Here is a 15,982-nt window from a genome sequence, read left to right on the forward strand (position 1 = left end):
GGCAGCTGTGTCAATAGCTTTAAATCTTGTGACGTTGCTGATACAATATAGACTACGAGGAGGGATGTTGTATGGCTAAACAATATTCAGATGAAGAATTAAAACAGAGATTGACTAGAGAACAATATGAAGTGACACAAAACAGCGCAACAGAGAGAGCATTTACAGGAGAATATGACGATTTTTATGAAGAGGGTATCTTTGTAGATGTCGTCAGCGGAGAACCATTATTTTCTTCTAACGACAAGTATGATGCTGGCTGCGGATGGCCGTCATTTTCTAAGCCGATCAAAAAAAGAGGCATTGCAGAACTTCGTGATACCTCACACGGTATGGAAAGAGTAGAAGTGAGAAGTGCTGAAGCTGATTCTCATTTGGGACACGTCTTCAATGATGGACCAATGGATCAAGGCGGACTACGCTATTGCATCAACTCAGCTGCAATGAGATTTGTACCAAAATCAAAATTAAAAGAAGAAGGATACGAAGAGTATCTTCCAGAATTCAATTAATTTATCCGAACTGTCCAGCTCAAAGAACCTTTTTGGGCTGGGCATTTCTGTGTTACAATAGACAAGAATCTATTTTGAAAAGGGGAACTTATGTGTATGAATACATAAAAGGAATCTTGACGCATATCTATCCCAGCTATCTGGTTGTAGAGACAAATGGTGTCGGGTATCATCTTTTAATGGCAAATCCATTTAGATATACAGACTATCACGGACAAGAAGTCATGATTTATCTTTATCAGAATGTGACTCAAGATGCGATACAGTTGTTTGGTTTTAAATCTCATGAAGAAAAAGGGTTGTTTCTTAAGCTGATCAATGTTTCTGGGATTGGTCCTAAAAGTGCATTGGCTATTTTAGCAAATGAGGATCACTTGGGTCTGATACGGGCAATTGAACAAGAAGATACAGCATTTCTGCAGAAGTTTCCCGGTGTAGGGAAGAAAACAGCCTCTCAAATCGTTTTGGACCTTAAAGGAAAGCTGTCTGAATTAAGTGTAGATCAATTTACTGGTCAATTATCAGAAGAATTGAAGTTGGACGATCCTAAGCAGAATCTTTCCTTGGAAGAGGCGATTGAAGCACTGTACGCTTTAGGATATGCTAAAAGAGAAGTCGCGAAAGTGAGTAAAGCTCTAGAAAAAATGGAAAAAACAACGACAGATGGTTATATTAGAGAAGGACTGAAATTGTTGATGAAGTAGTGAAGAACGCTGAGTGAGCAACACTCGCTTTATGGAGGTGAAAAGATGGAACATGAGGATAGAGTGATCTCGGACGAAGCAATCAATCCGACAGAGCTTTCTTTGGAGAAATCGCTGCGTCCGCAGTATTTCCGCCAGTATATCGGTCAGGATAAGATCAAAGAAGAATTAATGATCTATATTGAAGCTGCTAAGAGCCGAGAAGAGGCATTGGATCATGTATTGCTTTATGGCCCTCCTGGTTTAGGGAAAACAACAATGGCTATGGTCATTGCAAACGAGATGAATACGGCAATCAGAACAACCAGCGGACCAGCTATCGAGAAACCGGGAGATTTAGTTGCGCTGTTAAATGATTTGGAACCAGGCGGGATTTTGTTTATTGATGAAATTCATCGTCTGCCAAGAGTGGTGGAAGAGATGCTGTATTCGGCTATGGAAGATTATTATGTCGATATTATTATCGGTCAGGGAGAGACAGCTCATCCTGTTCACTTTCCACTTCCGCCATTTACCTTGATTGGTGCAACAACACGGGCTGGAAATCTTTCTGCACCGCTTAGAGATCGTTTTGGTATCTTGGCACATATGGAATACTATGCGGTTTCTGATCTGACCAACATTGTCGAACGAACTGCTGATGTATTAAATACTAAAACAGATCAAACAGGAGCAATAGAAGTGGCAAGACGGTCAAGAGGAACACCGAGAATTGCCAACCGACTATTAAAACGCGTACGGGATTATGCTGAAGTGGTAGGTGAAGGGATTGTTACGGAACAAATCGCTTCGAAAGCACTGAATCTACTGAATGTAGACAGTCATGGACTAGACAGAGTAGATCAAAGACTGCTGAAAACGATGATTGAACTATACAGTGGCGGACCAGTAGGCTTAAACACCCTTTCTGCGAATATCGGAGAAGAAATGACGACGATCGAAGATATGGTTGAACCTTACTTACTGAAAGAAGGGTTCATACAGCGGACACCTAGAGGAAGAGTCGCTACTTTAAAAGCCTATCAGCATTTTAATATTCCGATGAAATAAAAGGGACTGTCACCAGTCAAAAGAGGAGAGAACAACGTGGCATTAGTAACAGAAGATTTTGATTTTGAATTACCGGAAGAACTGATTGCACAAACACCACTAAAAGACCGGGCATCTTCGAGAATGATGGTGCTTTCTAAAAGCAGTCGAACGTATAAAGATCAAACCTTTGAAGATATTATAGAAGAATTGGATGCTGGAGATGCTCTAGTAATGAACAACACTCGAGTCTTGCCGGCAAGGTTATATGGTGAGAAAGAAGAAACTGGAGCACACATTGAACTGCTTCTTTTGAAAAATATTGAAGGAGACCGATGGGAAACATTAGCGAAACCAGCTAAAAAGGCAAAAGTCGGATCCAATATTCGTTTTGGAGATGGCCGATTAGTTGGTACTGTAACAGAAGAATTAGAGCATGGCGGCCGAGTTATTGAATTTTCTTATGAAGGGATTTTCTTAGAAACTTTAGAGTCGCTGGGAGAAATGCCGCTACCGCCATATATAAAAGAAAGACTGGATGATCCAGATCGTTATCAGACTGTCTATGCAAAAGAAAACGGATCTGCTGCTGCACCAACTGCAGGGCTGCATTTTACTGAGGAAATTCTTCAGAAAATAAATGACAAGGGAATAAACATTGTTTTCTTGACTTTGCATGTTGGACTTGGAACATTCCGTCCTGTAAATGTGGAAAACCTTGATGAACATAAGATGCATGAAGAGTTTTATCAGTTGACAGAAGAAGCAGCAGAAACATTGAATAAAACGCACGAAAATGGAGGCAAAATCGTAGCAATTGGAACGACATCCATTAGAACGCTGGAAACCATCGGAACGAAATTCAACGGGAAGTTGGAAGCAGATAGTGGCTGGACTGATATCTTTATCTCACCAGGCTATGAGTTCAAAGTGGTTGATGCCTTTTTGACGAATTTCCATTTGCCGAAGTCTACGCTGATTATGCTGGTGAGTGCTTTTGCAGGTAGAGAATTTGTGTTAGACGCTTATCATCATGCGGTTGAGGAACGATACCGTTTCTTTAGTTTTGGTGATGCGATGTTCTTGAAAAAATAATGCAAGAAATGAATAGAAATCGAGGGATAGAATGATCGACCATCCAATTAAATATCATTTAGAAAAAAAAGAAAAGCACACTGGAGCAAGACTAGGAAAAATCGAAACACCTCATGGCACTTTTGAGACTCCGATGTTCATGCCGGTAGGAACCCTGGCAAGTGTTAAAACTATCGCACCTGAAGAACTAGAAGAAATGGGTGCGGGGATTATTTTGAGCAACACCTATCATTTGTGGCTGCGCCCGGGTGAAGATATTGTAGAAGAAGCCGGCGGACTGCATGAGTTTATGCAGTGGGACAAGGGAATCTTGACCGACTCAGGTGGTTTTCAGGTGTTTTCACTATCCGATATGCGAAATATCGAAGAAGAAGGTGTACACTTTAGAAGCCATTTAGATGGATCAAAGCTGTTCTTATCTCCTGAAAAAGCCATCCAGATCCAAAATAGTTTAGGTTCTGACATTATGATGAGTTTTGATGAATGTCCACCGTTTGACGAAAGCTATGATTATGTGAAAAAATCAGTAGAACGTACGTCTAGATGGGCTGAGCGCGGTCTGCAGGCACATCAGAAATTTGACAAGCAGGGACTTTTCGGCATCGTTCAAGGGGCCGGATTTGAAGACTTGAGAAAACAGTCTGCCAAAGACCTTGTCAGTATGGACTTTTCAGGATATTCAATTGGCGGTCTGTCCGTTGGCGAACCAAAGAAAGAAATGTATCGAGTATTAGATTTCACTACGCCGCTGCTGCCTGAAGACAAACCGCGTTATTTGATGGGCGTCGGAACGCCGGACGCTTTAATTGAAGGGGTCATGCGAGGCGTAGACATGTTCGACTGTGTTCTTCCGACGCGTATTGCTAGAAATGGAACGACAATGACCAGTAAAGGCCGAGTAGTCATCAAAAATGCAGTTTATGCCAGAGACTTTCGTCCATTAGATGAAAATTGCGATTGCTATACTTGCCGCAATTATTCTCGTGCTTATATTCGCCATTTGATCAAGTCAGATGAAACGTTTGGATTGAGATTAACCAGCTACCACAACTTATATTTCTTACTGGATCTGATGAAAAAAGTCCGTCAAGCTATCCGAGAAGACAACTTGCTGGAATTCAAGGAAGCTTTTTTTGAAGAGTATGGATATAATAAACCCAATCCTAAAAACTTTTAATTCGAACAAATCTTTAGTAGCATTCGCTTACAAAATCTGATAAGGTTATAGGTGTCATTAGATGAATAGCCATGGGTTATCTCATTCGTACGTAACCGAGAAGTGAAAAAAGCAAGTATATGTACAATAGTCACTTTTTTCATCAATGAATTCTCGACTATAGAATTAAATAATGGAGGAAAACAAATGGAAGCATTAGTAGGATTATTAGGGACGATTGGTCCTTTTATCGTCATTATAGGAATTGCGTATTTCTTGATGATCAGACCGCAACAAAAACGTGCTAGAGAAGCACAGGATATGTTGAACTCACTTCAAAAGGGAGATTCAATTGTAACCATCGGCGGTTTACACGGTGTGATTGATGAAGTACAAGCAGACGGCAAGACGGTTGTCGTTGATTGCGAAGGGATTTACTTAACGTTTGAACGCCGTGCTATTGCACGAATCGTTACAAAAGCAGACAGTGCAGCAAGTCCAGCAACAGAAGAATTAGGAACAAATACACCGGATAATACGGACGAAGAAAAGTAATCCGTTGCACGTTTGATCGTAAGAGGAGGGGTTCTTTTTGGACTATCAACAGCAGTCTTTTTTTAACTATGAAATCTGGTTAAGAATGAAGCAGGAAGAATTTTCGATGCATGGATACGATCAGGTAACGGTAGATGATCTATGGAAGTACTGCAATACCTTTTTGTGGAAACATTCTCGTCCAGAGAGGTATCATCAGGAAGTGAAAGCAATTATGGACATTACGTTAAATGATTACTTTAATTTTGCTTCACTGGAAGCACAGGTCTACAATGTTTCATCATTAGATGAAATGGAACTTGAAGATTTGCTGGGATAATCTATTGAGCAGAGAGCGGAAATCCGTTCTCTGTTTTTTTGCGATCAGTGAGAACGTTTATTCGAAAGAAATTCGTGATTTAACAAAATTTCTAGTATAATAAAGAGGAATCTTTTGAATCTAATGTTAAAATCAATACATTAATATTATTATTAAAGAATAGCAGGAAAGGCTGAAAAGAGGTAAGTCGATGAAGTATGGCATATTGACGTTTGATGAACCGAAAAGAGACATCTCTAGAAAAATCATTCATATCGATATGGACGCTTTTTATGCTTCTGTAGAAGTCCGGGAAAATCCCTCTCTAAAAGGAAAGCCTGTGATTATCGCTCGCCACCCAAAAGAAAATGGCGGCAGAGGAGTCGTGGCTACGGCCAGTTATGAAGCCCGTCAATATGGTGTCCATTCAGCAATGAGTGCCCAAAAGGCATATGAACTCTGTCCAGACGGCATATTTGTCTCCGGAAACTTTGAACTGTATCGATCTATTTCCAGGGAAATTAGAGCGATCTTCAGCCGATATACTGATTTAATACAACCTTTGTCACTGGATGAGGCTTATCTTGATATTACAGAAAATAAAATTCAGTTGAATAGCGCTACACTGATTGCACAACGTATTCAGAGAGAAATCTATCAAGAGTTGCGGCTGACTTGTTCTGCTGGCGTTTCTTATAATAAATTTCTGGCTAAACTAGCATCAGACTTCAAGAAACCATCTGGCATAACGGTCATTCCGCCAGAAGATGCACATCATTTTTTAGTAGAACTGCCAATTGAAAAGTATCATGGTGTAGGCAGAAAGTCTGTAGAAAAAATGCATGAATTAGGTATTTTCAAAGGCCAGGACTTATACGATAAATCAGAAATGGAACTCGTCAGCCATTTTGGAAAGATGGGGCATTCTCTTTACCGGAAAGTTCGTGGAATCGATGACAGCAGAGTAGAAGCAGACCGCGACCGTAAATCAGTCGGAAAAGAAAGAACTTTTCTGGAAGATTTAAAGTCCGATGAAGAAGTCACACAATCCCTGCGGCAAATTGCTCATTCTGCATTTAATGCTTTAAAGAAAAATCAGAAACATGGAAAAACTGTAGTCTTAAAAATACGGTATAATGATTTTAGTACTCTGACCAGAAGAAAAACTTTTCCGAATTATATTCAGGATGCAGATGAACTGTTTGTGATTGCGTTGAGAATATTTGAGGAAGAAGGTTCGCTTGCAAAAGGAATAAGACTGCTGGGCATAACGGTAACCAACTTAGATTCAGTACTTTTCGAAAATATTCCGCTCCCACTGTGGGTCAAAGCCAAGGAATTAGAGGAGGAAGAAGCGCCAGATGGCAACTAAACATGAACAAATCCTATCATTTATCGAGTCGATTCCAATCGGCAGCAAACTGTCCGTTCGACTGATTGCGAAAGAACTGAATGTCAGTGAAGGGACAGCTTACCGGGCGATCAAAGAAGCGGAAAATACAGGACTAGTCACGACTATACAAAGAGTCGGTACGATCCGTATCGAAACAAAAAAGGAAGAAAACATTGAAAATCTAACGTTTGAAGAAATTTTAAAAATCATTGACGGCGAACTGCTTGGTGGTAAAGACGGACTGAATAAAACGTTAAATAAATTTATTATTGGCGCAATGACCGAAGATGCTATGCTGCGCTATATTACAGAAGAGTCTCTAATGATTATAGGAAACAGAGAATCTGCTCAACGCTTATCGCTTGAAAATGGAGCAGCTGTTTTAATTACAGGCGGTTTTAGAGCCGATCCGAATATTATTGCTTTATCGGATCAGTTAGGTTTGCCGATTATGACAACTTCCTATGACACGTTTACAGTGGGGTCAATGATCAACCGGGCTATGACTGATCAGCTGATCAAAAAAGAAATTATGCTGATTGAATCTATCTACACCCGCTTGAAAAAAACCCATTACTTATCTGTCAACGATACGATCTATGATTATCGTATCGCTAATCAGAGCAGTCAACATACGCGTTTTCCGGTAGTAGGACCAAATAATCGCCTAGTAGGGATTGTTACAGCCAAAGATATTATTGGAAAAGAAGATACCGTCTCTATCAAACGAGTGATGACAAAAGAACCGGCTTACACGACTACTCATATGAGTGTAGCAAGTATATCGCATACGATGATCTGGGACGGGTTAGAGGTAATGCCAGTTGTTTCAGATGAAATGAAACTGCTTGGAATCGTTTCTCGGCAGGATATTATGAAAGCAATGCAGACTCAGCAGCGGCAACCTCAAACGGGAGAGACGATTGCCGATCAAATCAATCAATTAATCAAAGAAGTAGAAGAGGAAGCTTATACATTCAATGTTACTCCCCAGATGACAAATGGAACAGGTACGATATCGTTTGGTGTGTTAAGCGAGATTATAAATGAAACGACGCATCTGACTTTATCGAATCAGAACAAGCGGAATCTTGTAGTAGAGCAGATTCAACTGCATTATTTGAACTTGATTCAATTGGGCAGCGATCTAGTTATCAGACCAAAAATCTTTGATAAGAGCCGTCGATCAGCTAGACTGGATATTGAAGTATTTTCAGAAAGCGGACTGGCTGCCAAAGCATTGGTCGTTTGTCAGTTATTCCAGAAACAGTAAGGCATTAAACGAAATACAAAAAAATCAGAAACGGAAAGGGAGATACTGTGGCTTTACAAACTGTGAATATGAAAGATATGGAAACAAAACTGGAGATATTAAATATTATCAAAGAATGGGATACGATCATTATTCATCGTCACGAAAGACCGGATCCAGATGCTATCGGATCGCAATGCGGACTAGCAGAATTGATCAAGGCGAATTTTCCTGAAAAATCAGTATTCACTGCTGGATCCAGTACCGGAAATCTGTCTTTCTTGGCGGATATGACACCACCGGATAAGGAAGACTATGAAAATGCTCTAGTCATCGTTACAGACACAGCAAACGTTAAAAGAATTGATGGGAAAGATTACCATTTAGGAAAACAGTGGATCAAAATCGATCATCACCCTCTTGATGATTCTTATGGAGAAATCGAATGGGTCAATACGGAAGCCAGCAGCTGCAGTGAAATGATTGCAGATCTTTGGATCACCTTTCCAGAAGAGTTGAGTATGACGACAGAAGCCGCAAGACTGTTGTATGCAGGGATAGTTGGGGACACGAATCGTTTTCTATATAATGGTACATCGCCTTATACGATGCAAATTACTGCTGAACTGATGAAATATTCTTTTTCACATACAGACTTGAATAATGAAATGAATGTGATCAAACCGCCCCTTGCTAAACTGATGGGGTATGTATTGGACCAATTCTCTGTATCAGAAGAAGGCGTCGGCCACATTATAATCGATCAATCTACCCTGAAAGAAATGGGTATCGAAGACAAGGATACAAATGGTGTTGTATCATTGCCGGGTTCTATAGAAGGGGTAAAAACCTGGGGGATATTTGTCCAGCAGACTGATGGTCATTATCGCTGCCGTCTGCGGTCAAAAGGACCTGTGATCAATCAAATTGCTAAAGAGCATGATGGAGGCGGCCACCCATTAGCCAGCGGCGCTAATGCAGCAGATAAAGAAGAAATAGAAGCGATTCTAAATAAAATGAAGCAAGCTGCTGACTCTTGGGAATCATCCAAGTAAGCCGATTTTCATAACTCCTACTTGAGTCGGATATCAGTAAGCTTTATTTCTGTTAAACTGAGAATGCCAGAGATGTAAAATATTGTAAACTGGATAAAAAATAAGAAAATTGTCTGCTGATATAAGTGAATAGATAATTGAGGGATAAGTTATGAAACAAAATCATATAGTAGAAAAAATCAAGAAACAATTAACTGTTTTTTATAAGCGGCTCTTGCCGATTTTTAAGCGATTTATGATAACTCTGCGTAAAATCTGGAAAAAATACCATTTGACCAAGAGCATCATACTTGTTGTACTGACGGTTTCGTTAGGATTCAGCGTTTATCTTGCTTATCTGGCTAAATCAGCTAACGTGGGAACTTTCCAAGCGGGGATGGCGGAAGTAACAACTATTTTGGATGCTCAAGGAGAAGAAGCAGGGACATTATACGATCAAAAAGGAACCTTCGTAGAACTTGACCAGATTGCTCCAGTTGTTCAAGATGCCGTCACGTCAACGGAAGATCAGCGGTTTTATGAGCATCGAGGGTATGACTTGATCGGAATCGGTCGAGCTGCTGTTGGGTTTCTGACAAGCGGCGGTATAAGCGGCGGAGGAAGTACGATTACGCAGCAATTGGCGAAAAACGGCTTCTTGTCTGCTGACCAAACGATTATCCGTAAGCTGAGAGAACTATTTTTGGCAATTGAAATTGAGAAGCAGTACACTAAAGATGAAATTCTGGAAATGTATTTAAATAAAGTCTATTTTGGTAATGGTGTCTGGGGTGTCGAAGATGCAGCACATAAATACTTCAACAAGACAGCCTCAGAGCTCAATCTATCAGAAGCTGCTGTGATTGCAGCTATGCTGAAGGCACCGTCTCATTACAATCCATTAGACCATTACGACCGAGCAATCGAAAGACGAAATGTTGTCTTAAGCCTGATGGTCGACACTGGAAAGATTACAGAAGCAGAAGCACAGACAGCTCAGCAAACAGAATTAGCTCTTGCAGATGGGTATGTCAATGATGATAATTATCAGTTTCCTTATTATTTTGATGCTGTAATCAATGAAGCCGTTAATCGTTATGGGTTTGAAGAAGAAGCACTTTTAAATGACGGATATAAGATTTATACAAGCTTGAATCAACGCTATCAGATTCAGATGGATGAAACTTATCAGAATGATCAGCTATTTCAGGATGCGTCTGATGGTACGATCGTCCAGAGTGCATCCATTGCGATTGACCCGGCAACCGGAGGCGTTGCTGCAGTAGTAGGCGGACGCGGAGAATACACTTTCAGAGGCTTCAATCGTGCCACTCAGATGAGAAGACAGCCTGGATCTGTTATCAAACCGCTTGGCGTTTACACACCGGCACTTGAGAATGGATATGAAATTGACTCCATGCTGAAAGATGAATTGATTTCATATGGAGATACCAATTATAAACCGGAAAACCTTTCTGGAACTTATTCAGGAGAAATACCGATGTATGAAGCTTTGTCGCATAGTATTAATGCTCCGGCAGTTTGGCTGTTAAATGAGATCGGTATAAGTAAAGGGATCAATAAACTTAAACAGTTTGGTCTGCCATTAACAGGAAAAGATAATACTCTGGGTGCTATTGCACTAGGCGGAATGGAAAAAGGTGTTTCTCCCTTAGAAATTGCAAGTGCTTATTCTGCCTTTGCCAATAATGGTGTAATGGTTGAACCGCACTTTATTACTAAAATCGTTGATGCGACAGGTGCAATTATTGTTGACAATACTACACCAGATACAAAACGAGTCATGTCTGAAGAAACTGCAGAAGAAATGAATAAAATGCTATTAAGTGTCTATTCTTCTGGAACAGCAAGCAGCAACCAGCCTTATGGATATACTGTAGCTGGCAAGACAGGAACTACTCAGACCAGTACAGGAACAGGCGCTACAGATCAGTGGATTGTCGGAATGACACCAGATATCGTACTGACCAGCTGGATGGGCTTTGACAAAACAACGGATGAACATTATCTTGAAAATAATAGTTCTCAAGGGGTAGGAATGGTCATGAAGTCTGAGCTGGAACATATTCTTCCGTATACCGAGGAGACCGCCTATGCGATAGAAGCTGCCAACACTGAAATGGCTGCAGTAGAAAGTACGGATGACTTTTTGAATCAAGTAACTGAGGGGATAGAAGGTACAAAAGAATTTATTCGAAAAGGAACTTCCTACTTCCTGGATGGTGCCAGCAAAGTCATTGATTTCTTTAACAATTAGCAGAAACCCGCTGTGCATGAAGCTTGATATATAGAAATATGGTTGAGACTAGTATAGAAAACACATTCATGATAAACTGGAAATATCAAAATAATCGGCATATAATTGCGGATTTATAACGAAGGGATGAGATTATGTCTGTCAATATTTATGACACGGCTAACCAATTAGAAAGAGAAATCAGAGAAACGGATCAGTTTGTTGCACTGAAAGAAGCTTTCTCAGCAGTTAAAAGTAATGAAGAAGCAAACCAGATTTTTGAAGAATTCAGAAGTGTTCAGCAAGTCCTTCAGCAAAAACAAATGACTGGTCAGGAAATCACTGAAGAAGAAGCACAAAATGCACAAGCTATTTCAGCGAAAATTGGTGAAAATGACATTATTTCCAATCTGTTGGAAGCTGAAAAACAAGTTGGTCAAATGATCGACGATATTAATCAGGTAGTATTAAAGCCTGTTCGCGAGTTATATCAATAAAACAATTAAAGCGTAAAGCGGATGATCAAGGACTTGCTTATGCAGTAAGTCCTTTTCATTCATTCTAAAAAGAACATACGTACCCTGTTTGTGGATAGGGATAGATAGGAGGATTTAAATGATTCGATTTATACATGCGGCAGATTTGCATTTAGACAGCCCCTTTTCTGGACTGAAAGAGCTCCCGAAACAACTTCTAGCAGCTATTCAGCAGTCAACTTTTCAATCACTTGGCCGACTAGTGGATGCAGCTATACATAATCAAGTAGATTTTGTTTTACTTTCAGGAGATATTTATGACCTGGAAGACCGCAGTGTAAAAGCACAGGTCAGATTCAAAAGAGAAATGGAGAGGCTTCAAGCGGTGGACATTCCTGTCATAATGATTCACGGCAATCATGATTTCATCGGAAATGAGACACTGCATTTATCTTTGCCGGATAATGTGCGCATTCTAGGAACATCGGTTGAAACAATAAGGTTAACCACCAAGAATAGTCAAGCAGCAGCAATATCTGGATTTAGTTACGGTAAACGCTGGGTTACTGACAGAATGATTGCTGACTATCCTAAAAGAGCAGACCAAGTTGATTTTCATATTGGTCTGCTGCACGGATATCAGGAAGGACTGAACAGTGAGCACGCACATTATGCACCGTTTACAATCAATGAGTTGAGAGAAAAGCAATATGATTATTGGGCTCTTGGCCATATTCATACAAGAGAAAAGGTAGCAGAATTCCCTTTGGCATATTATCCAGGAAATCTTCAAGGAAGAAACAAAAAAGAAACTGGAGAAAAAGGTTTTCTAATGGTCGAATTGGAAAAACAGTCTGGAGCGCAGGTTGCGTTTATTCCAAGCGCGCCTATCCTATGGGAGAGAGTAGTGGTCGATGTGCTGCAGACTTCTACAATGGATGAATACTATCGTAAAATTCAGGAAGCATTACCTAAAAAGACAAGCTATAACTACTTGGTTTCACTAGAAGTGCTAGTTTCTGAAGAAATTGAAGAGAGCTTGCTAAGAAAAATAAGCCGCCCAGATTTTATTGAAGCGCACCAGCAAGTGAACCAAGATCAGTTTATCTGGATTACGGATTATACAGTGACTTCCAGCAAAAACGGAGACCAGAAGATGGATCTGAGTGCTTTATTCCCAGAGGCTTGGACAATGGTACTAGAAGATGTCACTAAAGAATCTGTGTTTTCTGACATCACAGCGGATTTCTTCGAACAATCAAAGTATGCTTCTCTATTAAAGGAACGAACAGACTTTTACCGAGAAGAATTGATCAAACAGGCATTATCAGAATTAAATATGAGACCAGAGATTAGAGGAGCAGAAAACAGTGATCATTAAACGCTTAGTGATATACGGATATGGAAAATGGGTGGACACCACTTTTGATCTTTCTTCTGATCTTCATTTATTTTACGGGGAAAACGAAGCCGGTAAATCGACATTGATGTCTTTTATTCATAGCATTTTATTTGGGTTTCCTACTCGACACAGTGCCTTACTTAGATATGAACCAAAGGACAGCAGCCGATATGGCGGAAAAATGATTATCGAGGACCACAGATTTGGAGAGGTCAGTATAGAACGGATTCAAGGAAAATCTACTGGAGATGTGACCGTTCTGTTGGAAGATGGTGCTACTGGCTCAGAAGAATTATTGCATACTGTCCTGCAGGGTATAGACCGAAATTTATATCAGTCTGTTTTTTCTTTTCATTTAAGAGGCATTGAACAAGTAGAAGAAATGACGAAAGAGCAGCTGAATCGATATTTCTTAAGTGCAGGAGCTTTAGGAACAGAACAGTTTTTACAGCGGGCCGATCAGCTCAAGCAGCAAGCAAATAAATTATACAAACCCACTGGCAGAGTGCCTAAAATCAACCGAGCTGTCAAATCGCTGGAAAAGAAAAAAAAAGCTTTAGAGGCAGCAAGAAATCAAAACACTCAATACCTAGCCTGGCTGGAAGAAGCAGAACAGTTTAAAGCGCATATTGCTCAAACAGAACAGCGAATCGATTCTATCCAGCAAACACTGGAGCAGCTTCAAACGATGGAACAGCAGTGGGAACTGGTTAAGGAAATACAATCTATTGAAAAAGAGATCAAGCAGTTAGATACTGCTGATTTATCTGAAAACGGCTTGTATGCTTTAAATCATTTGAATCGTTCTATTGAACAGAATAGAAGTGAAATTCGTAATTATCAAGAAAAATTAAAAGCATTTCAACAAGCTTATGAACCTTCAAAAGAGCTGTTGCTTTATCAAGAAAACGAAAGCAGCATTGAGACGCTTGCTGTTCAAGTAGAAGACATCAATGAAATGATCAGAGAAAAACAGTTTATTAAAAAAGAAGCTGATCGTTTAGAACAACAGTTGATACGAATGAAGCTGCAGGGAGGTCTCGATATCGACGATGAACTCTCTAAAGCTATTACTCAAGCTGAAAAGGAAAAGATCCAGCAGAACCAGACGTCCGTTCTAAGGCTGGAAACAGAATGTCAAACCTTAAAAGAAAACGAGCAAAAATTGGAATATAGAATCAGTTCAACTGTCGATCAGATTGATCAATTGGAAAAAGGGTTATGGTCCAATGAAGCCTTTAAGAAAGCAGAAGACCATCATTCCAAAGAGAACAGGAACAAAGATATCAAACAATCTGCCACTTTAGAAGTGAGTTTGATCAGTGTTTTGACAATAGTATTATTAGGAAATGTATTTTTGGAATTGCCATTCTCAGGAATGATTTATCTCTTAGGAGTTTTAGGGATTGCAGCAACCGGGGCTAATCTGCTGCGTAAACGTCGTCTTCAAAAACAAGAGAGTCAAGAATATGATGACTATGAGACATTTATAGAGCAAAAAGAGTTGCGTAAACAGTGGCGTCAATACTTGTTTGCCATTGACCAGCTGGAAGAAGAAAAAAGGCATAACGAAAAAACAATACAGGAAAAGCAGATACAGTTACAGCAATTAACTGAAGAATGGAAAAAAATACAAGAAGATAAAAATATTCCAAAATCTGTGCAGCTCAGCCAAGCATTGCAGTATGAAGAAAACATGATGAATCTGCGTAAAGAGGAAAAAGAGCTGATTAAGCTGCAGCGCAGCATTTCAGAATTAGAGACAGCTGTTTTTCTTAAATCTGAACAGTTTGATTTAGTTTCTGAGTTGTTTACAGCAAATGAAACACCTGAACAGAAATTTGACCGATTCAAGTCTTTTTATACCAAGGTGAAGCAAGAGAGAAATCAGCTGCAGCAGTATGTCCTAGATAGTCAGGAAGTTCGACGTATTCTCAATCAATCGTTCGAATCTGAAAAAAATCTTTTGAATCAAAAGCAAACGCTGCTGCAAGAAGCTGGAGCGGACTCAGAAGAGGTATTCAGACATTTATATGGTATATTAAAGCAAAAGAACGAAAAGACAGAACGGCTGACAGTCTTAAAAGAGCAGCTGAAGGTAGGAATCGAACAAATCAACAGTCGATCTATTGAGGATATCCAGCAGGAACGCAAACAACTAGCAGCAGAAAAACAGCAGTTGAGCGCAGACATCAAAGAAAAGACAGAACAGAGAATCGAACTTGAGATTCATATCAAAAAATTAGAAGAAGGCGGTGAGTATACAACGCTGCTGCAAGAATTCGAAAACGAAAAAAGCAGTCTTCAGACACTCGTGAACGATTGGGTTGCTAAGCAGCTCGCTTCCTATATGATTGAAAGAACCCTTCAATACGCACGGAAAGATCGTCTGCCCGAAACCATTAAAGATGCAGAACGATTTTTCAGCTACCTGACAGAAGGTCGTTATCAGAAAATTGTTATTCAAGAGGATAATGTGCATGTATTGGATGCTGAAGGTCGTTATTTTGAAGCAACAGAACTATCCAGAGGTACAGCGGAACCCCTTTATGTATCGCTGCGACTGGCATTTATCCAGAATATCAGCGATATGATTCAAATGCCGCTGCTGATCGATGATGGATTTGTAAATCTGGACCAGAAAAGACGGAATAAAATGTATACTTTACTAAAAGAAATCAGCCAGACGACACAAGTCATCTATTTTTCGTTTGATTTATTTTCTTCTGAAGTTCTGGAAGAGTATAGTAAAACACAGTTAAAAAAATAAACCCTGGTCATCCCAGAAAGGAAGAGGACTTTGGAGAAAAAATTATATG

The 15,982-nt window shown here is 39.9% G+C and carries 14 protein-coding genes; all 14 read left to right on the forward strand.

Going from position 1 to position 15,982, the window contains the following annotated elements:
- Positions 1-71 precede the first annotated feature (71 nt).
- The 14 genes from msrB to B6F02_RS04155 all read left to right on the forward strand — a co-directional run bounded on the left by msrB (position 72) and on the right by B6F02_RS04155 (position 15,933).
- On the forward strand, positions 72-512 hold the full coding sequence (gene msrB, locus B6F02_RS04090; protein ID WP_080146105.1) for a peptide-methionine (R)-S-oxide reductase MsrB: 441 nt from the start codon (positions 72-74) through the stop codon (positions 510-512).
- 92 nt (positions 513-604) lie between these two features.
- Positions 605-1,216, forward strand: a complete 612-nt coding sequence (ruvA, locus tag B6F02_RS04095) for a Holliday junction branch migration protein RuvA (protein ID WP_080146106.1) — start codon at positions 605-607, stop codon at positions 1,214-1,216.
- A gap of 45 nt (positions 1,217-1,261) precedes the next feature.
- Complete coding sequence (ruvB, locus tag B6F02_RS04100; RefSeq protein WP_080146107.1) at positions 1,262-2,266, forward strand: Holliday junction branch migration DNA helicase RuvB; 1,005 nt, start codon at positions 1,262-1,264, stop codon at positions 2,264-2,266.
- A 36-nt stretch (positions 2,267-2,302) separates the two neighbouring features.
- Positions 2,303-3,340 carry a tRNA preQ1(34) S-adenosylmethionine ribosyltransferase-isomerase QueA gene (queA, locus tag B6F02_RS04105; RefSeq protein ID WP_080146108.1) on the forward strand — a complete coding sequence of 346 codons (1,038 nt, stop codon included), beginning with the start codon at positions 2,303-2,305 and terminating at the stop codon, positions 3,338-3,340.
- Between the two features lie 31 nt (positions 3,341-3,371).
- A complete protein-coding gene (gene tgt, locus B6F02_RS04110) occupies positions 3,372-4,517 on the forward strand; it encodes a tRNA guanosine(34) transglycosylase Tgt (RefSeq protein ID WP_080146109.1) in 1,146 nt (381 codons plus the stop codon).
- Between the two features lie 186 nt (positions 4,518-4,703).
- Positions 4,704-5,051 carry a preprotein translocase subunit YajC gene (yajC, locus tag B6F02_RS04115; protein WP_080146110.1) on the forward strand — a complete coding sequence of 116 codons (348 nt, stop codon included), beginning with the start codon at positions 4,704-4,706 and terminating at the stop codon, positions 5,049-5,051.
- A gap of 37 nt (positions 5,052-5,088) precedes the next feature.
- Entirely contained in the window at positions 5,089-5,370 is a 282-nt protein-coding gene (locus B6F02_RS04120; protein WP_256864645.1) for a post-transcriptional regulator, read from the forward strand.
- Positions 5,371-5,560: 190 nt separating this feature from the next.
- Positions 5,561-6,721 carry a DNA polymerase IV gene (gene dinB, locus B6F02_RS04125; RefSeq protein WP_080146111.1) on the forward strand — a complete coding sequence of 387 codons (1,161 nt, stop codon included), beginning with the start codon at positions 5,561-5,563 and terminating at the stop codon, positions 6,719-6,721.
- Positions 6,711-8,015, forward strand: coding sequence for a DRTGG domain-containing protein (locus B6F02_RS04130; protein WP_080146112.1), 1,305 nt, complete (start codon positions 6,711-6,713; stop codon positions 8,013-8,015). Before dinB ends, B6F02_RS04130 begins: the two co-directional genes overlap by 11 nt.
- A gap of 47 nt (positions 8,016-8,062) precedes the next feature.
- On the forward strand, positions 8,063-9,049 hold the full coding sequence (locus B6F02_RS04135) for a DHH family phosphoesterase (RefSeq protein ID WP_372924828.1): 987 nt from the start codon (positions 8,063-8,065) through the stop codon (positions 9,047-9,049).
- A 151-nt stretch (positions 9,050-9,200) separates the two neighbouring features.
- Positions 9,201-11,306: a PBP1A family penicillin-binding protein gene (locus B6F02_RS04140; RefSeq protein ID WP_080146113.1), complete on the forward strand. Its 2,106-nt coding sequence runs from the start codon at positions 9,201-9,203 to the stop codon at positions 11,304-11,306.
- A 134-nt stretch (positions 11,307-11,440) separates the two neighbouring features.
- Entirely contained in the window at positions 11,441-11,782 is a 342-nt protein-coding gene (locus B6F02_RS04145; protein WP_080146114.1) for a YlbF family regulator, read from the forward strand.
- 118 nt (positions 11,783-11,900) lie between these two features.
- A complete protein-coding gene (locus B6F02_RS04150; protein ID WP_080146115.1) occupies positions 11,901-13,142 on the forward strand; it encodes a metallophosphoesterase family protein in 1,242 nt (413 codons plus the stop codon).
- Complete coding sequence (locus tag B6F02_RS04155) at positions 13,132-15,933, forward strand: ATP-binding protein (RefSeq protein WP_080146116.1); 2,802 nt, start codon at positions 13,132-13,134, stop codon at positions 15,931-15,933. Before B6F02_RS04150 ends, B6F02_RS04155 begins: the two co-directional genes overlap by 11 nt.
- Positions 15,934-15,982 lie beyond the last annotated feature (49 nt).

This window comes from Marinilactibacillus piezotolerans, from assembly GCF_900169305.1.
GTDB classification, from domain to species: domain Bacteria; phylum Bacillota; class Bacilli; order Lactobacillales; family Carnobacteriaceae_A; genus Marinilactibacillus; species Marinilactibacillus piezotolerans_A.